The organism is Streptomyces sp. NPDC093018 (assembly GCF_040684035.1).
GTDB classification, from domain to species: domain Bacteria; phylum Actinomycetota; class Actinomycetes; order Streptomycetales; family Streptomycetaceae; genus Streptomyces; species Streptomyces murinus.
This window is the reverse complement of record NZ_JBFBFF010000005.1, coordinates 164,582-187,825: the sequence shown is the minus strand read 5'-3', so window position 1 is coordinate 187,825 and position 23,244 is coordinate 164,582. Positions and strand designations below refer to the sequence as shown.

Annotated in this window: 20 protein-coding genes; 12 read left to right on the top strand and 8 right to left on the bottom strand. The window is 73.6% G+C overall.

Annotation, left to right across the window (positions count from 1 at the left end; translation table 11 throughout):
- Positions 1-162 precede the first annotated feature (162 nt).
- Positions 163-606, bottom strand: a complete 444-nt coding sequence (locus AB0N90_RS14170) for a VOC family protein (protein ID WP_361672368.1) — start codon at positions 604-606, stop codon at positions 163-165.
- A gap of 94 nt (positions 607-700) precedes the next feature.
- Between AB0N90_RS14170 and AB0N90_RS14165 the strand changes: the two genes are divergently transcribed.
- Both AB0N90_RS14165 and AB0N90_RS14160 read left to right on the top strand, forming a co-directional pair.
- Positions 701-1,693: a YafY family protein gene (locus tag AB0N90_RS14165; RefSeq protein WP_365196154.1), complete on the top strand. Its 993-nt coding sequence runs from the start codon at positions 701-703 to the stop codon at positions 1,691-1,693.
- 144 nt (positions 1,694-1,837) lie between these two features.
- Positions 1,838-3,079, top strand: a complete 1,242-nt coding sequence (locus tag AB0N90_RS14160; RefSeq protein ID WP_365196152.1) for a hypothetical protein — start codon at positions 1,838-1,840, stop codon at positions 3,077-3,079.
- A gap of 6 nt (positions 3,080-3,085) precedes the next feature.
- Here AB0N90_RS14160 and AB0N90_RS14155 read toward each other — a convergent pair whose 3' ends face one another.
- The 5 genes from AB0N90_RS14155 to AB0N90_RS14135 all read right to left on the bottom strand — a co-directional run bounded on the left by AB0N90_RS14155 (position 3,086) and on the right by AB0N90_RS14135 (position 10,284).
- The gene (locus tag AB0N90_RS14155) at positions 3,086-7,033 is read right to left on the bottom strand and encodes a CHAT domain-containing protein (protein ID WP_365196150.1); all 3,948 of its coding nucleotides are present in this window, start codon (positions 7,031-7,033) and stop codon (positions 3,086-3,088) included.
- Positions 7,034-7,039: 6 nt separating this feature from the next.
- Positions 7,040-7,504, bottom strand: coding sequence for a hypothetical protein (locus AB0N90_RS14150; protein WP_365196147.1), 465 nt, complete (start codon positions 7,502-7,504; stop codon positions 7,040-7,042).
- 134 nt (positions 7,505-7,638) lie between these two features.
- The gene (locus tag AB0N90_RS14145; protein WP_365196145.1) at positions 7,639-9,270 is read right to left on the bottom strand and encodes a DEAD/DEAH box helicase; all 1,632 of its coding nucleotides are present in this window, start codon (positions 9,268-9,270) and stop codon (positions 7,639-7,641) included.
- A gap of 239 nt (positions 9,271-9,509) precedes the next feature.
- Positions 9,510-9,713, bottom strand: coding sequence for a cold-shock protein (locus AB0N90_RS14140; RefSeq protein ID WP_003969786.1), 204 nt, complete (start codon positions 9,711-9,713; stop codon positions 9,510-9,512).
- A gap of 232 nt (positions 9,714-9,945) precedes the next feature.
- Positions 9,946-10,284 carry a MerR family transcriptional regulator gene (locus AB0N90_RS14135; RefSeq protein WP_361672382.1) on the bottom strand — a complete coding sequence of 113 codons (339 nt, stop codon included), beginning with the start codon at positions 10,282-10,284 and terminating at the stop codon, positions 9,946-9,948.
- A 548-nt stretch (positions 10,285-10,832) separates the two neighbouring features.
- On the opposite strand from AB0N90_RS14135, the gene AB0N90_RS14130 reads away from it, so the two are divergent.
- From AB0N90_RS14130 to AB0N90_RS14085, 10 genes are all read left to right on the top strand, one after another.
- Positions 10,833-11,039, top strand: coding sequence for an SDR family oxidoreductase (locus tag AB0N90_RS14130; RefSeq protein WP_365196143.1), 207 nt, complete (start codon positions 10,833-10,835; stop codon positions 11,037-11,039).
- A gap of 185 nt (positions 11,040-11,224) precedes the next feature.
- Positions 11,225-12,658: an MFS transporter gene (locus AB0N90_RS14125; RefSeq protein ID WP_365196140.1), complete on the top strand. Its 1,434-nt coding sequence runs from the start codon at positions 11,225-11,227 to the stop codon at positions 12,656-12,658.
- 178 nt (positions 12,659-12,836) lie between these two features.
- Positions 12,837-13,499, top strand: a complete 663-nt coding sequence (locus AB0N90_RS14120) for a ScbR family autoregulator-binding transcription factor (RefSeq protein ID WP_365196138.1) — start codon at positions 12,837-12,839, stop codon at positions 13,497-13,499.
- 129 nt (positions 13,500-13,628) lie between these two features.
- A complete protein-coding gene (locus AB0N90_RS14115) occupies positions 13,629-14,417 on the top strand; it encodes a DNA-formamidopyrimidine glycosylase family protein (RefSeq protein ID WP_365196136.1) in 789 nt (262 codons plus the stop codon).
- 321 nt (positions 14,418-14,738) lie between these two features.
- Positions 14,739-16,118: a hypothetical protein gene (locus AB0N90_RS14110; protein ID WP_365196134.1), complete on the top strand. Its 1,380-nt coding sequence runs from the start codon at positions 14,739-14,741 to the stop codon at positions 16,116-16,118.
- Positions 16,119-16,326: 208 nt separating this feature from the next.
- The gene (locus AB0N90_RS14105) at positions 16,327-17,673 is read left to right on the top strand and encodes a MoxR family ATPase (RefSeq protein WP_365196132.1); all 1,347 of its coding nucleotides are present in this window, start codon (positions 16,327-16,329) and stop codon (positions 17,671-17,673) included.
- Positions 17,670-19,067: a VWA-like domain-containing protein gene (locus AB0N90_RS14100; protein ID WP_365196130.1), complete on the top strand. Its 1,398-nt coding sequence runs from the start codon at positions 17,670-17,672 to the stop codon at positions 19,065-19,067. Before AB0N90_RS14105 ends, AB0N90_RS14100 begins: the two co-directional genes overlap by 4 nt.
- A gap of 225 nt (positions 19,068-19,292) precedes the next feature.
- Positions 19,293-19,646 carry a hypothetical protein gene (locus AB0N90_RS14095; RefSeq protein WP_365196128.1) on the top strand — a complete coding sequence of 118 codons (354 nt, stop codon included), beginning with the start codon at positions 19,293-19,295 and terminating at the stop codon, positions 19,644-19,646.
- On the top strand, positions 19,643-20,989 hold the full coding sequence (locus tag AB0N90_RS14090) for a hypothetical protein (RefSeq protein WP_365196125.1): 1,347 nt from the start codon (positions 19,643-19,645) through the stop codon (positions 20,987-20,989). Before AB0N90_RS14095 ends, AB0N90_RS14090 begins: the two co-directional genes overlap by 4 nt.
- Positions 20,990-21,009: 20 nt before the next feature.
- Positions 21,010-21,723 carry a hypothetical protein gene (locus AB0N90_RS14085; protein ID WP_365196124.1) on the top strand — a complete coding sequence of 238 codons (714 nt, stop codon included), beginning with the start codon at positions 21,010-21,012 and terminating at the stop codon, positions 21,721-21,723.
- Between the two features lie 216 nt (positions 21,724-21,939).
- On the opposite strand, the gene AB0N90_RS14080 is transcribed toward AB0N90_RS14085, so the two are convergent.
- On the bottom strand, positions 21,940-22,590 hold the full coding sequence (locus AB0N90_RS14080; RefSeq protein ID WP_365196122.1) for a hypothetical protein: 651 nt from the start codon (positions 22,588-22,590) through the stop codon (positions 21,940-21,942).
- Positions 22,587-23,135, bottom strand: coding sequence for a hypothetical protein (locus tag AB0N90_RS14075; protein ID WP_365196119.1), 549 nt, complete (start codon positions 23,133-23,135; stop codon positions 22,587-22,589). Before AB0N90_RS14075 ends, AB0N90_RS14080 begins: the two co-directional genes overlap by 4 nt.
- Positions 23,136-23,244 lie beyond the last annotated feature (109 nt).

The following is a 23,244-nucleotide window of genomic DNA, read 5'->3' as shown; positions in this document are numbered from 1 at the left end:
GGTCGTGCTTCCTGAGCCCGCCAGCCGCGCTTCTTGAGCCCGCTGGCCGTGCTTCCTGAGCCCGCCGGTCGTGATCGCGTACGACGGTGTCGAGTACGACCGCGCGGCCGGTCCGCGCGTTCCGCAGGCCGTCCGTGTCCCGCTGGAGCGGCCTGCCGGAGGCTATCGCGAGCGGTCGCCGACGGGCGTGACCGGCTGTGCGGGTCGGCGGGCCGCGAACTTCTCGACGGCGGCCGGGGTGACGGGCGTGAAGAAGTTGACGAGGTTGCCGTCGGGGTCGCGCAGCAGCAGCGAACGATTGCCCCAGGGCATCGTGGTCGGCTCGGTGACGAACTCGGCGACGAAGCCGGACAGGTCCCGGTGGACGCGGTCCACGTCGTCGACCAGGAACTCCGTGATCACGCTGTGGTTGTCCGCCGGGCGGGCGGAACCGGGCGCGAACAGCGGGACCGTGCGGGTGCCGGCGATCGCGAGCGTGGCGCCCGCGGGCCGGAGTTCGGCGAAGTCCTCGGTGGCCCACTCGGCCCGCACCCCCAGGGCGCGCTCGTAGAAGGCGACGAGGCGTGCCACGTCGCCGGTGATGACGCGGATCGAGACGAAGTCCATGGGGGTCTCCTGTGGTGCCGGATTCGGGTTGCGTCCCGCACGTTAGGAGAAATAGGGGACAGAATCGGTCCACTATCGGCGTTAGATTGTGCGCATGTCCCGACCCACCGGCCGCGTCCTGACCCTCCTCGAACTGCTCCAGTCGGGCGGCACCCGGACCGTGGCCGAGCTGGCCGACCGCCTCGGCGTCGAGGGGCGGACCGTGCGCCGGTACGTGGATCAGCTGATCGACCTGGACGTGCCCGTGGAGTCGGTGCGCGGCCGCTACGGCGGCTACCGGCTCGCCCCCGGATACCGGCTGCCGCCGCTCATGCTCGGCGACGACGAGGCGCTGGCCGTCCTGCTCGGCCTGATCGCCGGGCGCCGGGCGGGGCTGACGACGGCGCAGCGCACGGCGAACGAGACGGCCTCGGCGAAGATCCGGCGCGTCCTGCCCCGGCACATCGCCGGCCGTCTGGAGACCCTCCTGGACGCCCTGGCCTTCACGGACGAGCCCGGCACGTCCGACGCCGCGGACGCCCCGGACAGCGCGGTCCTCCTGACCCTCGCCGACGCGGTACGCCACCGCCGCCCGGTCTCGATCCGCTACACCGACCGCGCGGACCGGCGCAGCGAACGCACCCTGCACCCGTACGGGATCGTCGCCCACGCGGGGCGCTGGTACGTCACCGGCGAGGACGCCTCCCGCGCCGCGGACCGCACCTTGCGCCTGGACCGCATCACCGCCGCGCGCACCCTGCCCGGCACGTTCGAACCGCCCTCCGGCCCCGACCCGGCCGAGCGCGTCCTGTCCGCCTTCGCCACCGCCGAGTACCGCCACCAGGTCACCCTGCGGATCCACGGCACCCCGGCCCGGATCCGCACCCGCCTCCCCGCCACCGTCGCCACCCTGGACGACCCCGAGGGGGACCGGGACCCGACCGCCGAACGCTGGCTCCGCGTCCGCCTCCACGCGGAACGCCTCGACTGGCTCCCCCCTCTTCTCGCCTCCCTCGACCGCCCCTTCGTGATCGAGGGCCCCGACGAACTGCGCGCCCTGATGGCGGAGTTCGCCGAGCGGCTGACGTCGTACGCCCGCCGGGTGTGACGACGAGGATCCGTGCCGGTGTGGTGAAGGACCGGGACCCCGGTGTCCAAGTCCTTGTAGCGGCAGCCGGATTTGGCCAGACTCGTCCTGAAACTTCTTCTGGTCATGGGGGACGGGATGAGGCGTTCGGCGGACAGTGATCCCTTGGGCGGCGGGTCGGGGCAGAGGGCACGGGCCGGTGGGGTGCCGGTGCGCAAGGACGGCGGCGCTGCCGGGCCCGCGCCCTCGCTCGCGGAGGTCGTCGGGGCCGCCGGCGGGCTGCCGGAGGACGCGGTGCTGTGGATCGCGGCGGGCCTGGCCGGGGCCCTGGCCGTGCTGCACCGGGCCGGGCGGGCACACGGGAATGTGCGGGCCGGGAACGTGCTGCTGACCAGGGGCGGGCCCCGGCTGACCGGTGACACGCCGGGGCCGGGCGGCGGGGCACGGCCGGGCGGCGGGACGCCCATGCCCGCGGCCGACATGGTCGCGCTGGGGATGCTGCTGGTCGCCGCTTACACCGGCGTCAGCAACCGGCGGCCCGACCTCGACAACCTTCCGGTGCGGCTGCGGCAGGTCGTCGCCCTGTGCCTGGCCGAGGATCCGCGGGAGCGGGCGACCCCCGCCCAACTGCTCGCCGTCATCAAGGCGTTGGAGCCGTCCGAGGCACCGGTGTGGACGGTCGAGGTCGACGACCTGATCGACCCCGCCGGGGGCCCGGTCCGCGGCCCCGCCGGCACCGCCCCTCCCACGGAGACCCCGGTCGAGGCGCCGCCGCGCCCGGGGCCACGCGGTCTGTCCGGGGCCCGGCTCGCCCTCGTGGTCATGGCCGCGGTCCTCGTCGGCGTGCTCGTCACGGCGCTGCTGCTCCTGGTGCCGGGCCGCGACGGCGGCACCCGTGTCGCCGACGCCCCGGTGACCAGCCGGCCCACCCGGCTCCAGCCGACCGAGGACGACACTCCGTCGCAGAAACCGAGCGAGGAGCAGACCCCTTCCACGGACCCCGCTACGGACCCCGCCACCCGGCCCGCCACGCCCACCAGCCAGGCGCCGCCCGCCCCGACCCCCCGGCGGACCCGGCAGGGCGGGACGATCGACGACTGCTCGGGCAAGCCCCTGAGCGAGCCCGTCTCGCTCCTGCTGTTCTGCGGAGACGGGTCGGCCATGCTGCACGACCTGATCTGGACCGACTGGGGCAGCGCCACGGCCACCGCGCAGGGCGTCGTCTCCGAGGTGGTCTGCCGGCCGAGCTGCGCCGAGGGCGGGGAGGTCACCTCGGCCGCCACGGTCGTCGTCACCGGGCTGGCCGGCGGCCGCTACACCCTCATGGAGATCCGGGCCCCGCGGTCGCCCACCGACCCCGATGCCCACTACACGCTCGACCGGCTCGGCCCGACCTACCGGGGCTGACCCGGCTCACACCCCCCACGCCGTGAACGCCGCCCAGTGCACGGGAGAGGCGAAGGGGCACTCGTCGGCGTCCCGCCCCGGCCGGGCGTACCGTCCGGCCAGGGCCGCGAGGTGGGGACGGCCGTCGGTGTACCGCGCGAGGCCGGACCAGGTCAGTCGCCGCAGCCAGGTCCGCGCCGCGCGCAGCGCGGCCACCGGGGGCTCGCCCCGCGCATCACCGACGGGCGCGAGCAGCTCGTACAGCCGCGTCATCAGCAGCGCCGTCGCCAGATCGTTCACCTGCCACAGGCTGGTGATCACACAGGCGGCCCCGGCCTGGAGGAAGCCGCCCGGCAGCCCGGTGAACTCGTCGGGCGCGTCGATCACCTCGTACCGCCCGGACTGACACGCCCCGGCCACCACCAGTCGGCAGCGCGGGAGCCGGTGTCGTACGAGCGAGTCCAGATCCAGGACGCCGTCCGCGAGCGTCAACGTGCCGCCCCGCCCGATGAGTTCCGCGCTTCCGTGGCAGCTCAGATGCAGATACGACGCCTGGGCGAGATGCCCGAGCAGCCACTCGACCGTGGCATCCTCGCCCACGGCGCACACGGACTCCCCGCCTGCCTCGAACAGCTCCCGGATCCCGGCCAGTTCACCGCGGGCCCCCGGCAGCGAGCCGTCGGGATCCGACACCGCGACCAGCCGGGGCACGGGCGACGGCGGCCGAGCGGCGGCCACTCGGGAGGCGGCGTACACCCCGGCCGACGGCGCGAGCGTCAACGTCCCCAGTTCGTCCAGCAGTTCACCGTCTCCCCCCACCGGCACGGCCTGCAACGGCGCCTGTCCCAGCAGTCCGGTCGGTACGACGACCGCCTCGTGCCGGGGGTCCTCCGCCAGCAGCGCGGCGAGGGGGCGCAGCAGCGGGGCGAGGTCCCGCAACCGGCCCACCGCGCGCGGCAGTTCACGCCGCCGCGCGAGCGCACCGGCCTGCTGGGCCAGGAGCAGCCCCGCCTCGGGGGTCTCCGGGTCCAGCGCCAGGAGCCGGACGACCGAGGAACTGGTCACCTCGGGGACGAACACGGCGCGCACCCCGGCCCGCGCGTCCCGCGGCACCACGAGCACGCAGCTGCCCCAGAGCGCGTTCACCAGATAGACGAGCGGCATCCCGCCCGCCGCCCGGACGACATCCGCCACCTCGCTCGCCCGCAGAAACCCCTCGAACCCGGGGATCGCCCGGATCTCATCCACCACGGCACGCATCCCACGCTCAGCCGCAGCCTGCGCACCTGTGGAGGGGCCGATCTCCGCGGCGGGGCCGATCCCTGTGGCGGGGGTGGTCCTTGTGGGTGGGGTGGTGATCCCTCCGGCCGGGGGGCCGATCCCTGTGGCGGGGGCGATCCCTGAGGATGGGGCGATCCCTCCGGGTGGGGCGGTGATCTCTCCGGTCGGGGGGACGACCGCTCCGGCCGTGGCGGTGAACTCTCCGGTCGGGGGGACGACCGCTTCGGCCGCGGTCCCGAACTCCTCGCCTGCGTCGGCGACTCTCTCGCGCGAGGTGGCGATTCTCTCGCCTGAGGTGGCGGCTCTCTCGCCTGAGGTGGCGAACCCCTCGTCCGAGCCGACGGAACCTCCTTCCGAGGCCGTGAACTCCCCGGCCGCCGCGGCGAACTCCCCGGTCGGCTCGGCCCTCCTCTCCTCGGCCCCGGTGCTCGTCTCCTCGACTCCGGTGCTCGTCTCCTCGGCTCCGGCGCCCACCTCCTTGACTCCGGTGCTCGTCTCCTCGACCCTGGCGCCCGTCTCCTCGACTCCGGCGCTCGTCTCCTCGACCCTGGCGCCCGCCCCCTCCGCCCCGGTGCCCGTCTCCTCGGCCCCGGTGCCCGCCCCCTCCGCCCAGGTAGCCGCCGTATCCGCCCCCTCCACCCCGGCGGCCACCAGCCGGTACCGTTCCCGTGCCGCCCGGTATCGGTGGGCCAGTAGGGGGTCGGTCCGCTCCAGTGCCGCCAGGTCCACCGAGTCCCGCCCGGTCACCACCGACAGCTCGCGGGCGAGCCCCCGTTCGATGGCCTCCACCGCGCGCTCCGGGCGGCCCGCGCGGGCCAGCAGGAACGCGGCCTGGCGGGCGGTGCCGCGCGTCAGCAGCAGCACGCTCCGGCGGCCCGCGGCGGTGACCTGGGCGTCGTAGAGCGCGTGGACGGCGGTCAGCATGCCCGACGCCACATCGGCCGCCCCGCCCCAGTCCTCGGCGGCGGCGAGCGCGCAGGCCGCCTCCCGGGCGATGGCCAGATGCAGGAACGGAAAGACACGCGGCGGTACGGCGGTCAGCGCCGCGCGCCGCAGCCGTAGGCCCTCGGCGCTCCCCGGACCGTCGAACAGATCGGCGGTCCGGGCCAGCAGCCAGGTGGCGCGGCTGGTGTCGAGGAGCCCCGGGCGCACGGCGTCGAAGGCGACGACGGCGGTCGCGGCGGCGTGGGCGCCGCGTGGGTCGGCGCTCTCCCGCTCGGGGGCGAGCAACAGGTCGGCCAGGTTGCACTGGAGCTGCGACCACAGCACGGGGTCGTCGTCCGGACGCAGCCGCCCGAGGGCGTCCCGGTAGCACCTCTCGGCCCGCTCCAGATCACCCGGTCCGCCGCGCCGGAACAGGAGCAGCCCGAGGTTGATCAGGGAGTAGGCCCGGTCGACGCGGTCGCGTGCGCGGGCGGGTTCGCCCAGCCCGGCCCGCAGGTGCTCGATGCCGAGGGTGAGATCGTCGGCGCCGCCGCCCGGCCGCTGACCCAGCAACAGCCCGTAGTTGGTCTGCACCCGGGCCCAGAACTCACCGTGGGTGCGGCGGTCCACCGCGGCGGCGGCGCGGGCGAGCAGAGCACGGGCGGACTCCCAGCGCTCGATGCGGTCGCCGTCGTCACGGAAGTACTGGGCCGAAGCGAGATGGGTGGCCACCTCGGCCCACCGCAGGGTGCCCTCCGGCAGCCGCGCCAGGGCGAGTTGGAGCACGCGCACCGCCTCGGCGGGATCGCCGGGGTGGGCCGTATAAAGGGACGACACCAGCAAGCCGCCCAGCCGCGCGGCGAGTTCGGTCTCGATCTCCGACTCGCCGGTCTGTCCCGCCAGTTCGAGTGCCTCGCGCGCGAGCGGGATGCTCTCCGGCCCTGCCGCGTCCCGGACCTGGTCGTACATCTCGTACAGCCGGGTCCGCAGCCCCTGGCCGAAGGCGGCCAGTGCCGCCGCGTGGCGCTCGACGGCCCTGTCCACGGGCACACGGCCGCCGCACAGCTCCTCCAGCAGCCGCTGCCGCAGCCGCAGCGGAGCCTCCAGCGGGGTGCCGGCGACTTCGCGCAGCTCCCGTGCCCCGGCGTCGCGCACCAGGGTGCCCTCGGTGAGCCGGGGGTGCGTGCGGACCAGTTCGGCGAGCCGGTCCGGCATGGTCACGGTGACGGCGTACAACAGCTCCCGGACATCGGGTTCCGCCGACTCCGCCGCCACGTTGTCCAGGAAGATCCGGTAGTTGTCCACCGTCGGGGCCCCGTACGGCGCCAACTGCGCGCACGCCGCCTCGGGATCCGCGAGGTCCCGCTCGGTGTCCCGGCTCAGTGCGAACGGCAGCAGTCTGCGCGGCAGCACGACCACGTTCCCGCCGAACCGCCCGCCGGTGAAGGCCCCGGCGACCCGCGCCTCCTCCACCAGCGCGGCCGCGCTCGCGGTGGCATCCCGCCGGAGCTCCGCGACGGAGGTGGCGAACAGCGACGGTACGAACGCCCCGGCCCGCAGCACCAGCACCGGCGCCTCGACCTGTGTCCGGGCCCCGCAGCCGGGGCAGCCCGCCCAGTGCAGCCCGGGCCCGAACCCGTCCGGCCCATCGGGGCTTTCGAGGACATCGGCGCGCTCACGGCTGTCGACGACGCGCCACACCGGGGCCCGGCACCGCCGAGCGCACCGCTCACAACTCCACTCGTACGACGTCCTCGTGGAGACCGTCACCGCGGCCTACTTGCCGTCGGTGAGATGGGAGAGCAACGCCGTCAGCACGCGTGCGAGCGCCGCGTCCTTCAGGGCCCGCTTGCGCACGGTCACACTCCACCGCCCCCGGGTGTCCCGCTTGGCCACGATCTCGGTCTGCAGCAGCGTGACGGCCAGCACCCCCACGGACACGGACACCGGGTCGAACCGCTCCATCGGCGACCGCACATACTCCACGGCCTCAGCGACGACACCGTCCCCGCTCAGGGCGGCGTACTCCAACACGGCCCGTGCGACGTCGCCTTCCCCCGCCGCGCCGCCCGGCTCGACCCCCGCCGCTGTGAGCGCGTCCCCCAACTCGCCATCGGGCAAGGCAAGTTGCTCGGCCGAGGACAGCAAGCCCCGGTCCTCCACCAACACCGTCAACGCCCGCACGGCCTCCGCGTCGGAGAGCGCACGAATCCCGTGTACCAGCTCATCTCGCTGCGACATGAGCCAAGTCTGCCCCCGTGCGCGGACGGACGGGGGCAGGTGCGGGGACTCTTCACAACGGGTACCGGCGTGCACGCGTCCCCGGGCCGGAAACGGCCCGGGATCGCCTCGCCTGACCCGTCGGGGTGTTCGGACTACGGGTTGGTCCTGCGAGGCCGACGCGTCTGCGCGCCGCCCCTGCTGTTCCCGCCACGGCCACCGGCACCCTGGCCGCTCTGGCCGCCGCCCTCGCCACGCACGGCGGCACCCTGGCCGCTCCTGCTCCGGCCGGAGTTCTGGCCGCTCGCGCCGCCGCGGCCGGTGCCCTGGCCGGTGGTGCGGCCGGCGCCGCCCTGGCCGCCCGCGCCGCGGCCGCGGCCACGGCCCCGGCGGCGGCTGGTGGAGCCTTCGCCGTTCTCGCGGCGGTCGTCGGCCGGTGCGGCGAGGACGACCGGTATGCCGGAGGGCGTCCGGGCGCCGGTGATGCGCTGGAGCTCGTCCTCGCCGGGGCGCACCCGCGCGGTGCTCGGGGTGATGTCGGCGTCGGCCATCAGCCGGTCCATCGCGCGCCGCTGGTGCGGCAGCACCAGGGTGACGACGGTGCCGGACTCGCCCGCGCGGGCGGTGCGGCCGCCGCGGTGCAGGTAGTCCTTGTGGTCGGCCGGAGGATCGACGTTCACGACGAGGTCGAGGCCCTCGACATGGATGCCCCGGGCCGCGACGTTGGTCGCGACCAGGGCCGTGACCTGGCCGTTCTTGAACTGCGCCAGCGTACGGTCGCGCTGCGGCTGGGACTTGCCGCCGTGCAGGGCCGCGGCGCGCACCCCGACGGACAGCAGGTGCTTGGCCAGCCGGTCCGCCGCGTGCTTGGTGTCCAGGAACATGATCACGCGTCCGTCGCGGGCGGCGATCTCGGTCACGGCGTCGTGCTTCTCGGTGTCCCGCACCTGGAGCAGGTGGTGCTCCATCGTGGTGACCGCGCCGGCCGACGGGTCGACCGAGTGCACGACCGGGTCGTGCAGGTAACGCCGCACCAGGAGGTCGATGTTGCGGTCCAGGGTGGCCGAGAACAGCAGCCGCTGCCCACGGGCCGGGACCTGGTCGAGCAGCGCGGTCACCTGCGGCATGAAGCCCATGTCGGCCATCTGGTCCGCCTCGTCGAGGACGGTGACGGCGACATGGTCGAGGCGGCAGGCGCCGCGGTCGATCAGGTCCTTGAGGCGGCCGGGCGTGGCGACCACGACCTCCGCGCCGGCGCGCAGCGCGCTGGTCTGGCGGCCGATGGACACACCGCCGACCACGGTGGCGAAGCGCACATGCAGGGCGCGGGCGTACGGGGCGAGCGAGTCGGTGACCTGCGTGGCCAGTTCCCGGGTCGGTACGAGGACCAGGGCGAGGGGCTGCTTGGGCTGGGCCCGCTGCCCCTCCAGCCGGGCCAGTACCGGCAGGCCGAAGGCGAGCGTCTTGCCGGAGCCGGTACGGCCCCGGCCCAGGACGTCCCGGCCCGCGAGCGCGTTCGGCAGGGTGGCCGCCTGGATCGGGAAGGGCACGGTCATGCCCTCGTTGACCAGCGCGGTCAGCAGCCGCTCGGACATGTCGAGCTCGGCGAACGCCTCGACCGCGGGCAGCGGCTCGGTGACCGTGGTGGGCAGGGCGAACTCCTGCCGGCGCGCGGCGGGCCGGGCGCTCTGACCGGTCTTGCGGCTGGTGCCGGGACGGGGGCGCGCGGACCTGCGGGGGGCGCGGAGGTCACCGGTGGTGCCGTTGGTGCGACGGGTGCGGTTCATGGGGGAACCCTCCTCGATGCGGCGTATCGAGGAATTCCGTCCGGCGGTGCCGACCGCGTGAGGATTCGCAAGAATGAGCCGAAGAAATGGTGAAGAACCGGGCAGCTCTCGGCGCTGGAGTCGTCCAGGGAAAGGCGAGGGCCCGGAAAAAGACAATGAGCTGGGGCCCGCACCCCGAGAGCGCGGGCCCCAGCCTCATGATGTGCGAGCCGCTCGGCTCGCGACGACGCGTGTCAGCGTCAGGCAGGAACGATGTTCTCGGCCTGCGGGCCCTTCTGGCCCTGCGTGACGTCGAAGCTGACCTTCTGGCCTTCCTGAAGCTCACGGAAGCCGGAGGTGGCGATGTTCGAGTAGTGGGCGAACACGTCAGCGCCGCCGCCGTCCTGCTCGATGAAGCCGAAGCCCTTTTCCGAGTTGAACCACTTCACGGTGCCAGTTGCCATGTGAATCTCCCTTAGGGGGCAGTGCCGGACTTCGCACCTTGCGAAGCCGAGTCGCCGCTGTGATCACCCCTCCGGAAAGATCCGGAAAGCTCTGCAAAGAAAAAAATTCTCTGGCAACCAAAACTGCAACGCCTATCACGCTAACACACGTCGCTTGGCGGCGCCCGGGGGGTTTTCCGGCCGTCCGGCCAATTCTGCCGCCACCGTGCTCAGCGATTCTGTATCGGCGGGACTAGATATGGATACCGTGTGCGTCCAGCTTCCGGCGCATGTCCTGGTTCAGCCGGTGGGCGTCCTGGAGCTGGTCCTCCAGGGACACGATCCGGCACGCGGCCTCCACGGGAGTGCCCTGGTCGACCAGCTCCCGGGCGCGGGCGGCGATGCGCAGCTGCCGGCGGGAGTACCGGCGGTGGCCGCCCTCCGAACGCAGCGGGGTGATCAGTCCGGCCCTGCCCACGGCCCGTAGGAAAGCGGGGGTGATGCCCAGAACGGCGGCGGCCCGCCCCATGGTGTAGGCGGGATAGTCGTCGTCGTCGAGGTTGCCGACGCCGGGGGCGTTCTCAGCGGGCATGACACCTTCGTTCCGGGGACTGCGGCGAGGCGTCCGACGCCTGCCCTGCACGGATCCGGCGCCGTCCTCCTCGAAGGACCACATTAATGCCGTCGGGCGAGGACATGTGTCTCGGCCGTGACAAATTTTCGCGCGTGCCGGACCGGGCCGCCGTACGGCTCGGGCGCCGGAACCGGGCTCTGTGAAACACCCTTCTGGCGCGCGTGTCCAAGTAATACCTTCGCAAAGGAATTTTTGTCTGTGCCCGGCACCGCGCCGGGCCCCGAGGGGGAGGTTCCGACGATGACGGTGCTGGCGGGAAGGGGGAACGAGGCGCTGGCCGGGGACCTGGGGCGGCCCGCCCATCTGGTCTTCTGCGACGTCGACGAGACGCTGATCGTCCGCAGGAGCATGTTCGACTTTCTGCGCTTTCGGCTGGTGCGGGGGCACGGGGACGCGGGGGAGGGGCGGTACGAGCGGATCGCCGGGGAGCTGGGGGAGCTGGGGGAGCGGGCCGCGCGGGGTGCCGGGGTCGACGTGCTCGACCCCGGCGCCGTACCCACCCCGCTGTGGGACGAGATCGCGAAGGCGATCGGCGAGCGCACCGGGGCCACCGCCGAGGAGGTCGGCGCCCAGGTCGCCGCCGGTACCCCCCCGGCACCCTCGCGGAGCCGGCCGACGTCGCCCGGCTCGCGGCCTTCCTGCTGTCCCCCGCCGCCCGGCACCTCACCGGTGCCGCGATCACCCTCGACGGCGGGGCGTCGGCCGGCCTGTAGCCGCCCGCCCCGCCCCTCAAGACTTCCCGCCGGAGATCCCGCAGAACCGCTGGGGCGAGGGCGGGGTCCTCGGCACGAACCCCGGGTTCGCCGAGCTCAGCCGCCGCCGCGCCGCGCCTGCCGACGCCTGACCGGCCCCGCCTCCGCCCCCATCCCAACCAGGCCTTCAGTCGAGGAGAGTTCCCATGGCCATCCTGACCCGGTCCGCGCGGACCGACCGGGGCCCGGTGGAACCGGCCGGTGCGCCGGCGGCGCCGCGCTCCAGCTCCCCCACCACCGTCCTCGTGGCGGCCCTGCTCGCCTTCTTCGTCATCTCCCTCGACGGCTCGGTCGTCAACGTGGCCCTGCCGGCCATCTCCCACAGCCTCGGCGGCACCATGGCCGACCTCCGGTGGATCGTCGACGGCTACACCTTGATGTTCGCGGCGTTCATGCTCACCGCCGGCACCTTCTCGGACCGCATCGGCGCCAGCCGCGCCTACGCCTGGGGCCTCGCCGCCTTCACCGTGGCCTCCCTGGCCTGCGGCGTCGCGCCCAACCTCGGCACGCTGATCGGCGCCCGCATGGTGCAGGGCGGTGCCGCGGCCCTCATGGTCCCGGCCTCGCTCGCCCTGATCCGGCAGACCTGCAGCGACCCCGGCAAGCGGGCGCGGGCCATCGCCAGCTGGACCGCCGCCGGTTCCGTCGCGGTCGCCGTCGGCCCGGTCGTCGGCGGCATGCTCACCAGCGGCCTGAGCCGGCGCGCGGTGTTCTACCTGAACCTTCCGGTGGGCGCGATCGGGCTCGCCCTGCTGACCCGCATCACTCCGTCGGCCCGCCGTGCGGCGCCGGTCGACCTGGTCGGCCAGCTGTCGATCGTGGCCTCCCTGGCCGGTCTGACGTACGCGGTGATCGAGGGCGGGCGCGCGGGCTGGACCGGCCCGGACGTGCTGGGCACGCTCGCGCTGGCCGCGCTGGCGGTCGTGGTGTTCGTACGGACGCAGTCGCGGCGGGAGCACCCGATGGTGCCGCTGAGCATCTTCACGTCCCGCACGGTGCTGGTCTGCCTGCTGGCCGGCTTCACCATCAACGCGGTCTTCTACGGCGCCATCTTCCTGCTCGGCATGTACTTCCAGCAGGTGCGCGGCGCCTCCCCGGTCAGCACCGGCGCGATGTTCATCCCGATGTGCACGCTGATCTCCATCGTCAACATGGCGGGCGTCAAGCTGGCCGCCCGCCGGGGCGCCTGGCTGCCGATGGCCATCGGGCAGCTGGTCATGACGGGCGGCTCGCTGCTGATGCTGACGGTCAGCTCCCACACGTCGTACGTGATCCCGGTGCTGCTGCTGGTGCCGATCGGCCTGGACGGCGGATTCGCGGTGCCCTCGCTGACGGCGGCCATCCTGGAGAACATCGACGCCGAGCGGGCCGGCACGGCGGCCGCGGTGCTCAACACCTCGCGCCAGGTCGGCAGTTGCATCGCGGTCGCGGCGTTCGGCGCGCTGATCGCGGACGCCTCCCACTTCAAGCAGGGCATGGACACCGGCTTCGTGATCAGCGTCGTGATGCTGCTGACGACGGCCGCGGCGACGGTCCTGCTGCTCCGCAAGCGGGTCGAACGGCCCGCCGAGAAGTCCTAGGCGCCTCCCGTTCAGATCATGCCGGGCTCGCCTGCCGCTCGCCACGCGCGGAGAACGACCCCCAGCGGATGTATTCACGCAGACGAGCAACACCGGCACGACTCTTCCGGGCATCGGACCGCCGCTTACAATACGTTCTCGAAGGTATCTTTCAAGGAGCGCCCGGAGGACGGACACCATGGCCGTGGAACCCAGTGCCCCCAGGTCCCTGCACGACCGGGGCACCGCCCCCCGGCACCGGGACACGGGCCTCAAGCAGCAGCGTGCCGTGCGCACCCGGGGGCAGGTGCTCGACGCCGCCGCGGAGGCCTTCGCCACCCGGGGCTTCCCCACCGTGACCGTGCAGGACGTGGCCGAGCTGGCGGGGGTGACCAAGGGCGCGGTCTATTTCCATTTCGCCAACAAGGAGGCGCTCGCCCAGGCGGTCGCCGAGGAGTTCTACCACCTGCTCGGGGTCATCGGGCAGGAGGTGAAGGAGGCCGACCTGGCGCCGCTGGAGGCGGTGGCGGAGCTGCTGATGCGTACCGCGGTCGCCTTCCGCGACGAGACGATGGTGCAGGCGGGCGCGCGTCTGCAGATCGAGCGCTCGCTGATCGGCGCCGAGCTGCCGATGCCCTACCTCGGCTACACACAGGCCGTCACCGGCTGGCTCGGCCAGGCCCATGCGGCAGGGCAGCTCCCCGCGTCCGTGGACCCCGAGGCCACCGCCCGTGTCCTCGTCTCCGCCTTCTTCGGCGCCCAGCACATGTCCTGGGTCCTCAACGACCGCGCCGACATCGCCGAACGGGTGGCGGAGATCCTCACGGCGGTGGTGCCGGCGGCATCGGCGGGGAAGGCGTAGAGGCAGAGAGCGGAGAGGGGGGCGGGGCCGGCCCGTTCGAGGGGGCCGACCCGGATCGAGGGGGCCGGCCCGGATCGAGGGAGGTTTCCATGCACCCCGGCAGCCCCGGCCCGCCGACCCGCCCGCGCCATGCCTGAGCTGCCGGACGTCGAGGGATTCCGCCGCCTGCTGGACTCCTGCGCCCGTGGCCGCGTCGTACGCCGTGTCGATGTCCGCGACACCGGTGTCCTGCACGGCGTCGGCGCGCGCGGGTTGCGGGACGCGCTGGAGGGGCGGCGGTTCGCGGAGCCGGAGCGGCGCGGGAAGTGGCTGCTGGCCCGCACCGACGGACCCACCCTGCTGCTGCACTTCGGCATGACCGGCCTGCTGCTGTGCGCCGGTGCGGACGACCCGGTCGAGGCCCATGACCGGGTCCTGTTCACGCTGTCCGACGGCCGTCGGCTGCACTACCGCGACCAGCGCAAACTCCGGGGCCTGTGGCTGGCCCACGACGACTCCGAGATCGACCGGCTGCTCGCGCGCCAGGGCCCCGACGCGCTGACGGTCACCCGCGCCGACCTCGCGGCCGCCCTCGCCACCCGCCGCGGCCGCCTCAAGACCACCCTCACCGACCAGTCCGTCCTCGCCGGCCTCGGCAATCTGCTCGCCGACGAGATCCTGTGGCGGGCCCGGCTGCGCCCCGACCGCCGGGCCCGCGATCTCACCCCGGCCGAACTCCGCTGCCTGCACACCCAGCTGCGCCGCACCCTGCGCGCCGCGCTCCCCACCGGCCGCGTCCCACCCCGCGCCTCCTGGCTCACCGGCCACCGCGACGACCCGGACCCGGTGTGCCCGCGCTGCGGAACCCCGCTGCGCCGGACACGGCTGGGAGGCCGGGGGACGGTGTGGTGCCCCCGCTGTCAGAGGGACGGCGACTGATCCGCCCCCGGAGGTCGGCCGGGGAGATCGGCCGGGGAGACCGCCGTACGGCCGTCGGGGGCGGCCGGATGCCCGCCGCAGCTCAGCCCTCTTCCGGAAAGCGGGCCGGCTGTGGCGGTCCGGCGAAGAACGTCTCGGCCCGTACGACCGCCCGGTCGTCGTCGAGCACCTGCCCAGGCCGGGCGCCGTCAAGGAGTTTCCCCCGCGGCTCTTCCACAGATATCGCGACTGACAGACCGCCGAAGCGGTGCTTATGATGCTCGCGATGAAGAACTTCTCCTCGTACGGATTGGGGGAATCGTTCGCTCAGGGTGAGTGCTGATGGCATTTCACTTCGCGAACGACCTTCCGCCCCACCTGCTGATGTGGCAGCGCGTGCGCGAGTACGCCGTGCCACCGTCCATGATCGAGACCGCGACCGCACGCCGTGCGGCCGGCGACTGGGCGGGGGCCTGTGCCGCCGCCCGGGTCGACACCGATCTCGATCTGCGCGCCGTGCGCGACCGCCACGGCACCGAACTCACCACCCGTCTGCGCGCGGACCTGCGCCGGCTGGCCCCCGATCTGCTGCGCTGGCACATGCCCCGGGTCGCCCCCGACGGCCGTCTCCGCCCCGGCCTCACCCTCTCCCTCGCGCGGTACGGCGGTCACGGCGCCGCCCCGTCCGTCCAGCTGGTGGTGCGGACGCCGCCGGCCCGCGCGGACGCCGGACAGCGGATGTCCCTGACCCTGTGGGAGGGGCCCGGCGACGACGCCTGGGGACACCATCCCCACCCGCACCCCGACCGGCGCTTCCGGCTCGATCTGCACCGGCACCTCTGGGACCGGACGCGCAGCGGCGAACTGGCCCGGCGGTGCGGCCCGCCCGAGCCGGACTCGCCCTGGGCGAGGGGCAGTTGGGCCGCAGAGGCGGAGCTGCTCCTGCGGGCCGAGGGGCGTCCGCGCGGCGCCTTCACCGTACGACTCGGTGCGCGCGCTCGCGCCGTACTCGAACTCGTCGCCCCCGACGACAGCCACGCCCCGACGTTCCGGCCGCTGCCGCATGACCTTCCACCGCAGGAGATCGCCGCGCTCCCGGTGCTCCCGGAGGCCGCGGCCCGGGTCCCCCCGGATCTGGAGCTGCTGCGCTCCGGACTTGTCGGTCCCGGGCGACTGCATCCGCTCGTGGCCGAGGCGCTGACGGCCGTCGGCTCGCCCGCGCACGGTCCGGCACCCGCCGGTCCCGCTCCCGAACCCCATGATCCGCACCGCGTGGAGTGCCGGGGCGAGACCCATCGGATCGCGCTGCGGGACGGGGTGCTCACGGCGGTCGACCACCACCCCGCCGAACTGCGCCGCGAGGAACTGCTCGTGGCGCTCGGCGGCCCCGCGCTGCCGTGCCTGCGGGCGATCGACGCGGTGCACCGCACCCCGCAGGCGCTGCCCGCCGTACGGGAGCGGCTCGGCCACGGTGATGTCGCCGGTGCGCTGGCCGTCGTCGAGGGGCTGCTCGGTCCCGCCGCGATGCTGCGCGACGGGCCCCTCAGGCAGGAACTGGAGTCGGCGGCGGCCCGCCGTGTCGACCACGGGCTCTTCCGCGCGGGGCTGGTCGCCGTACACCCCGCGGCGGCGGCCCGGCGCCCTCGGCTCGACCGCCGTACGCCCGCCGCATGGCGTCGCAAACGAGACAGCGGGCCCCGTCCGCGCACCGGCCTGCACTGATCCGTCCCGTCCCGCGCCAACCTTCCGTCCCGCGCCAACCTTCCGTCCCGCGCCAACCTTCCGGCCAGCTCCGCCCGCCGACCTGCGCCGACCTTCCGTCCCACTCCGCCCGCCGACCCTCGGCGGGGCCGACGGCGCACCCGCGCCCCACGACTTCCCGACACCCGGGACGGCCGCCGCCGTCCCCCTCCCCCCCCAGGTGATGCCCATGACCTCCGCCACCCTCCTCCCCGAGTCGGTATCCATCCCCACCGACCCCCAACTCGCCGTGGCCGACGACCTCTTGACGCTTCTGCGTACGACCGTCACGGAGCCCCGCCCCGACGAGCAGCTCGAAGCGCTCACCCTGGCCGTCGCGGCCGATCTGCCCGTGCTGCTCTGGGGCGAGCCGGGCATCGGCAAGACCGCGGCGCTGACCCAGCTCGCCGCCACCCTCGACCTGCCGCTGACCACCGTCATCGCGAGCGTCCACGAGCCGTCCGACTTCTCCGGGCTGCCCATCGTCGGCGAGGACCCGGAGGTGCGGGGCGTGCCGATGGCGCCGCCGCAGTGGGCCGTGGAGCTGGTACGGGCCGGGCGGGGGCTGCTCTTCCTGGACGAGCTCTCCACCGCCACCCCGGCGGTCCAGGCCGCGTTGCTCCGGGTCGTCCTGGAGCGCAGGGTCGGCGCGCTCCAACTGCCGTCCGGCGTGCGGATCGTGGCCGCGGCCAACCCGCGTGCTTCGGCGGCGGACGGATGGGAGCTGAGCCCGCCGCTGGCCAACCGGTTCGTGCATCTGTACTGGGTGCACGACCGGGAGGTGGTGGTGCGCGGCCTCGGCGGGGTCTGGCCCCGGGCGGAGCTGCCCCGCCTGCTGCCGGAGCGGCTGCCGGAGGCGGTGGCGTACGCCCGGCGCGCGGTGTGCGGCTTCCTGGAGGCCAGGCCGACGCTGATCCACCGGCTGCCGAGCACCGAGACCCGGCGCGGCGGCGCCTGGCCCTCGCCGCGCAGCTGGGAGGCCGCGCTGACGTTGCTGGCCTTCGGCACGGCGGCCGGCGTCTCCAAGGAGGTGCTGGCCCTGCTGGTACGGGGCGCGGTCGGGGACGGCCCGGGGTTCGAACTCCTCGCCCATATCGACCGGATGGACCTCCCCGACCCGGAGGCGCTGCTCGCGGATCCGGCGTCCGCCGAGCTGCCGGAGCGGGGCGATCTGCGGCAGGCGGCGCTGGAGGCGGTGGTGGCCGCCGTCGGCGCGCGACCGCGGCGGGATCGGTGGGAGGCGGGCTGGGCGGTGCTCGTCCGCGCCCTGGAGACCGGCGCCCCGGACCTGCTGGTCGCCCCGGCGACGGCGCTGGCCGCGCTGCGCCGGGACGAGTGGGAGGTACCGGAGACGGTGGAACGCCTGGCCGGGGTGATCGGCCTCGCCCAACGCGCCGCTCGGTCAGTGGATTTGGCCACCGGTTCCGCCAAGTCGGCTGTTCCCGCGCCGACGGCGTTCACGTCGAACCCGCCGATACCGACGCCCCCTCCGGCCCCGCGCGCCGACTCCCCTCGTACGACGGGCTCCTGCCGATGACGACGACACCCACCGGCCACCCTCTGATGGCGACGACCGCCGGCCACCCGGGCTCGAACCCGGTGCCGCGCCCGGTGCCCCCACCCCGCCCGGTACGCACCACCACCCCCGGCGCACCGGACAGCGGCACTCCCCGTCCCGGACTCCCCCTGGACCTCGGCAAGTTGCTCGCCGCCCGCCTCCACGCGGTGCAGGTCCGCCCCTACCTCGCCGCCGCCCTCTTCGCGCTGCACGTGGTCGAGGACCGCTCGGTGCCGACGATGGCGGTGGACGCGCACTGGCGCTGCTACGTCTCACCCGGCTTCGTGGCCCGCACCCCGCTGGAGGAACTGGCCGGCGTCTGGGTGCACGAGGTCTCTCACCTGCTCCGGGACCACCACGGACGCGGCGAGCGGTACGCCCGCGAGCACGAGGACCCCGGCCCGGGTGGGCGCGGCGCGACGGCCGAGGGGCGGGCGTGGCTGCGGCTGCGGCAGAACATCGCCGCCGACTTCGAGATCAACGACGACATCTACGGCGCCGGCCTGCCCGAGCCGGCCGGCGCGGTCCTGCCGTCCCTGCTGGGGCTGCCCGACGGGCTGCTGATGGAGGAGTACCTGCGGACGGCGTCGATGTCCGGACTCCCCGGGGACCTGGCCTGGCTGGACTGCGGCAGCGGCGCGGACGGGTGGCGGCGGCCGTGGGAGCTGGGGCCCGACGGGGCGCACGGGCTGAGCAGGCAGCAGCGGGACGCGGTCCGCTTCCGGGTCGCGGAGGGCATCAAGGGCAGGCCGGGCGACGCACCCGAGGGATGGCGCAGATGGGCGGACGAGGTGTTCCATCCGCCGCAGCCGTGGCGGCACTTGCTCGGCGCGGCGGTCCGGGCGGCGGCCGGTGCGCCGGGGGTGGGCGAGAACCACAGCTACCGGCGCCCCTCCCGCCGCTCGGCCGGTGTCCCCGGGGTGCTGCTGCCGAGCCTGCGCCGCACACCGCCCCGGGTGTGCGTGGTGATCGACACCTCCGGTTCGGTGAGCGACGCCGAGCTGGGCAGCGCGCTGCTGGAGGTGACGGCGATCTCCCGGGCGGTGGGCGGCCGGCGGGACCTGGTCTCGGTGATCTCCTGCGACGCGGCGGCCGGGATCGCCGTACCGCTGTGCCGCGCGGAGAACGTCCCGCTGATCGGCGGCGGGGGCACGGATCTGCGCTCCGGCTTCACCCGGGCGCTGCGCTCCCGCCCCCGCCCCGATGTGATCGTCGCCCTCACCGACGGCCAGACCCCCTGGCCCTCCACACCCCCGCCCTGCCGCACCGTCGTCGGCCTCTTCCCCCGCCCGCCCCGCCCCACCGACGAGCAGAACCCCGACTACCTCCCGGACACCCCACCGCCCTGGGCCCGGGTGGTCACCATCGGCTGAGGGGTGCGCTCGGAGTACGTGCACAGCGCGCAGGACAACACGGCCGGTGGCCGAGTCGTGGACGGCGATGGTCCACTCGCCGACGTCGGCTCGTCGCCGGTGATGTACCGGAAGTCGGCAGATGCGCAGAGTTGACGCGAACTTCCTATGTATGGACAAAGCCCCTATACACTCCAAGGCCGGCCCGTCGGTTGTCAGTTGAGTTGAGGGGAGCAGCGCCACGTCATGACTGACCGCGGTGAAGTGCTCGACATCAAGATTGCCGACATCAAGGCGACAGCACCCCGGTTCCACCATCAGAGCATCGCCCTCGCGCACGCCTTGACGAAGCTGACGCAAGGCCTGGAGACGGCCGGTTCGCCGTGGGGCGGTGATGAGCAGGGCGAGAGCTTCCACCGGGCGTACGGCCCGCACGTCCGGCAGATCGAGCAGGCGGCGCGGATCCTGACCGATGGGCTGGCAAGCGTGCACGCGGCGATGGCCGACATGGCCGACGGTCATATCGACAACGAAGAGCTGATCCGTGCCATGTTCAGCAGGGTCCACGTCGGTTACGGCGGCCAGGGTGAAGGCGAGTGAGTGTCGCGGACAAGGCCCGTGAGGTCGTACAGGACCTGACGGGCATGTGGTGGCCCGCCGCCGATGAGGGCGGACTGCGGGACGCCGCGAAGGCGTGGCGCGGCTTCGCCGACGACGTCGACGACGTCACCGTGGCCGCCGACAACGCCGCTAGGTCGCTCATCGAGCACAACAAGGGCGCAGCCATCTCCGCCTTCGCCGACCCGTTCTGGCGCCGCTACCACCGGGACGGGACCGGCTGGCTGAAGGACCTCGCCGATGCCGCCCGCGACATGGCCGAGGCGCTGGATTCCTACGCCGACGCCGTGCACGGTGCGCGGAAGAAGCTCGAACACGAGCTGGAGATCGTCGGGGCGACCCTCGTAGCCGGCACCGCCCTGGCCATGTTCACCGCAGGCATCTCGGAGGGTGCGGCAGTCGCCGCCGCGGCCACCGTCGCGGACGTGACCGCCGGACTCGGCGTCGCCCTGACCGAGGAGATCGCCACCATCGCGGGCACCACGTTGGCCACCGCGGCCTTCGCCGGCGTCGAATCCGTCACCGTGGACCTGGCCGTCACCCAGCCCGTCTCCATCACACTGGGTGAGAGCAAGGGCTTCAGCCTCGACGAGGCCGGCGACGCCGGTCTCTACGGCATGGCCTTCGGCGGGCTGTTCGGCGCCGGAGCGGGGGCGATCAGGGCGGCGGCGGAAGCCGGTGACCTGACCACCTTCTTCGCCGGCCTGACCAGGTCTTCCCGGGCGGGGGCCGCGCTGCCCGGCGAACTCGACACGCTCGGCCCGGACGAGCTGCGCCTGATCCGCCAGGACGACGACTTCATGGGCACCCACAGCGCCGTGGGACTGCGGAAGTCACGTTTCGATCCGGACATCGGGATCGTCCCGGCGGACCCCGACGGCGAGATCACCCCACTTCAGCATGTGCTCGGCGGCAGGAACAGGGCCGCCAAGGAGTCCAGCCAGTACACCTCCTTCGCACCGAGGGACGGCACCGGCAAGGTGTACGGGAGCCAGGAGATCGACATCGATCACCAGCGGCTCCAGAAAGACATCGACGCGGGACATGTGCACGGCGTCGAGGTCCTTCCTCCACAACGTGTCCAGCGATCCATCGGCGAGGAGATCGACCGGGTCGCCGGACACCCTGTCGAGGTGCCGCCCGGGCTCAAGCCGCACGCAGTCCCCGACTTCGTCGACGGACTCGGCTTGAGCAAGGGCAAGGCACGTAAGGTGACCGACAGGGTGATGGCCCTGCTCAACACCCGTCGGGACGGCGAGTGGCTGATCAGCGGGGTCGTACCCAAGGAGTACGTCACCGGCCCCTACCCCACCTCACGATCCTGACCCCGGAACGGAGTGCCCCCGTGCCCGACGAGACCCGCTGGGAGCCGGACCCCGTGCTGAGGGAGCTCCTGTTCACGGACTTCGACGGTGAGCCCGCCGACCCGGACGACGTCATCGCGGACGCCCTCGACGGCGGCTACCGGGAGCGCACGGACGGCTTGGTGGCGATCCTGCGCGACGAGAACGCCGACCCCGCCGCACGCTTCCTTTCCTGCTGCGCGCTCACCTCGTGGGCCGACCCGATCGGCTACGCGACGGTCGTGGAGGCGGCCGGAGCGCCTGACGAACTGGCGTGGCGCGGGCAGTCGTACGACCGTTTCCACGGCCAGGACGACACGTTCGCGCACCTGGCCGAGGCGGTGGGCCGCAGCCGTGACATGGTCGACGAACGGGGCACCGCGGCCGAGCGCATCGAGGCCGCGCGGGCGCTGATCCGGATCGCGGACCGTGTCCAACTCGATCGCAGGGCAAGCGATCTGCTCCACCCGGAGATCGTCTCGGCGTGCGGTGACGACCTCGTCGCGGCGGTCGACCGAGGCATCGACCGCCTCGCGGCAGGAGACCGCCTCAACTGGGACCTCGGCCTGCAACTCGCCCTGTTCGTCAGCGCACTTGTCGAGCCCCGGCCGTCCTGGGCCGCCGCCGCCCGCGACCGTCTGGCGGCCGCCCACCCCGGCGACCGCGCCCTGCGCGAACTCACCGACGCCGGCGGCAGCTCGCTCTGGCTGCTGTAGGCAGGCCCAGGGCCGGACCCGCCCCCATCCACCACCGGCTGTCGTCCGACGTGCTTGTTCTCCCCGAACAGGTCCGGCCAGTGCGAGAGGTTCCAGGCCCAGCAGTACCGCGCCGGCGCCTGGCACAGCGCGAAGGACGACACGAACCTGATGACGTGGAGCGGGTGGCTCTACTTCGCGGTCAGGACATGAGCCGGAACCGGCCGATCCGCGGTCTCAGTTCACGGTGAAGCAGTAGTCGTAGAGCGCCAGTTGGATGCCGGATCCGGTCGTCGCACTGACCATGAGGTCGGCGCCGCCGACCGAGTCCGGGGTCCGGTCGACGCTCGCGGTACCGTCGGCACCCGCGACGACCGTGGCCTCCGGGCCCCCGTTGAAGGAATACGTGTAGCTCACGACGTCCTTCACCTTCGAGGCGAACGTGAAGGTACCCGGGACGCCGACCCCGCCGCTCGACCCGTACTCGGGATAGGCGTCCGAGGCGACGGTCGGCGTGGTGTCGTAGCTGCTGCTCCACGACGCCGCGTCGCTGACCCAGCCGTTCGCGCTCTTGCTGGTCACCTGGACGAACTCGCCGTAGACGCCGTCCAGCGTGAGCTGCACCGCCGCCGTGCCGTCCGCGGCCGCCGGGACGTCGATGGTCCTGTCGGGGGCGGGTCCCCCACTGGTGTGCACGGAATAGCCGACCACCGGGCTCTTCGCCTGGAGCGTCGGATCGGGCCGGAGCGTGAACGTGGTCGGCACGCCGAACTCGGGCGACGGGACGGCCGAGGTGAAGGTGGGCGCCGTCGAGCTGACGTAGAAGCGGTAACTGCTGGTCTCCGAGGGGTTGTAGGCCCGGTCGAGGCTTCGCACCCACAGGGTCATCGGCCCGGCACCGGTCGGCGGGACCAGGATGATGGTGGCCGAACCATCGGGTGCGTCGGCGCGCGTGAAATGTCTTGTGTCCGCATACGGGTCGAGGGCTGCGGAATGCCGTGGTCGCCGGTCATCGTGCCGATGACCGGGAGATCCTGCTGCCAGGAGTACTCGTACCCGGTGATGTCGTCGACGCCGTTCGGGCTCAGCGTGAACTCGACCGGCTCGCCGCCCTGGTCCCACCCGGTCGGGGAGCAGTTCGGCGAGGAAATGGTGGGCGCGTTCGCCGGGCGGGTGCTGTCGATCGTGATGGAGCAGGGGGACGTCCAGTCCGAGGCCGCGTCCCCGATCACCGTCTGCGCCTGCCACGCGTAGGTCTGGCCGTCGGTGAGCGCGTCGGCGGGCAGGATGCCGGGGGCCTCGTACCCGACGGCCGTGCGGTCGCGGGTGACCGTGGCGGTCCGGGTCGGATCGCTGACCGGGAAGACCTGGTACCGGATGCTGGCCGAAGGGCTGCCGGTGGTGTCGGCAGTTCCAGGAATGCCCTCGACCACCGGATGCTGGCCGAAGGGCTGCCGGTGGTGTCGGCAGTTCCAGGAATGCCCTCGACGACAAGATTGCCGAACGCGGAGAGGTACGTGGGCCGGTCCGCGTCGGTCGAAC

Bases quoted from the DNA above. Each gene is read 5' to 3' on its own strand.
- AB0N90_RS14135 (WP_361672382.1), bottom strand. From the start codon at position 10,284: ATGCCCGCTGAGAACGCCCCCGGCGTCGGCAACCTCGACGACGACGAC.
- AB0N90_RS14165 (WP_365196154.1), top strand. From the start codon at position 701: ATGTCCCGACCCACCGGCCGCGTCCTGACCCTCCTCGAACTGCTCCAG.
- AB0N90_RS14095 (WP_365196128.1), top strand. From the start codon at position 19,293: ATGACTGACCGCGGTGAAGTGCTCGACATCAAGATTGCCGACATCAAG.
- AB0N90_RS14170 (WP_361672368.1), bottom strand. From the start codon at position 606: ATGGACTTCGTCTCGATCCGCGTCATCACCGGCGACGTGGCACGCCTC.
- AB0N90_RS14145 (WP_365196145.1), bottom strand. From the start codon at position 9,270: ATGAACCGCACCCGTCGCACCAACGGCACCACCGGTGACCTCCGCGCC.
- AB0N90_RS14150 (WP_365196147.1), bottom strand. From the start codon at position 7,504: ATGTCGCAGCGAGATGAGCTGGTACACGGGATTCGTGCGCTCTCCGAC.
- AB0N90_RS14120 (WP_365196138.1), top strand. From the start codon at position 12,837: ATGGCCGTGGAACCCAGTGCCCCCAGGTCCCTGCACGACCGGGGCACC.
- AB0N90_RS14100 (WP_365196130.1), top strand. From the start codon at position 17,670: ATGACGACGACACCCACCGGCCACCCTCTGATGGCGACGACCGCCGGC.
- AB0N90_RS14125 (WP_365196140.1), top strand. From the start codon at position 11,225: ATGGCCATCCTGACCCGGTCCGCGCGGACCGACCGGGGCCCGGTGGAA.
- AB0N90_RS14115 (WP_365196136.1), top strand. From the start codon at position 13,629: ATGCCTGAGCTGCCGGACGTCGAGGGATTCCGCCGCCTGCTGGACTCC.
- AB0N90_RS14080 (WP_365196122.1), bottom strand. From the start codon at position 22,590: ATGACCCTGTGGGTGCGAAGCCTCGACCGGGCCTACAACCCCTCGGAG.
- AB0N90_RS14105 (WP_365196132.1), top strand. From the start codon at position 16,327: ATGACCTCCGCCACCCTCCTCCCCGAGTCGGTATCCATCCCCACCGAC.
- AB0N90_RS14110 (WP_365196134.1), top strand. From the start codon at position 14,739: ATGGCATTTCACTTCGCGAACGACCTTCCGCCCCACCTGCTGATGTGG.
- AB0N90_RS14140 (WP_003969786.1), bottom strand. From the start codon at position 9,713: ATGGCAACTGGCACCGTGAAGTGGTTCAACTCGGAAAAGGGCTTCGGC.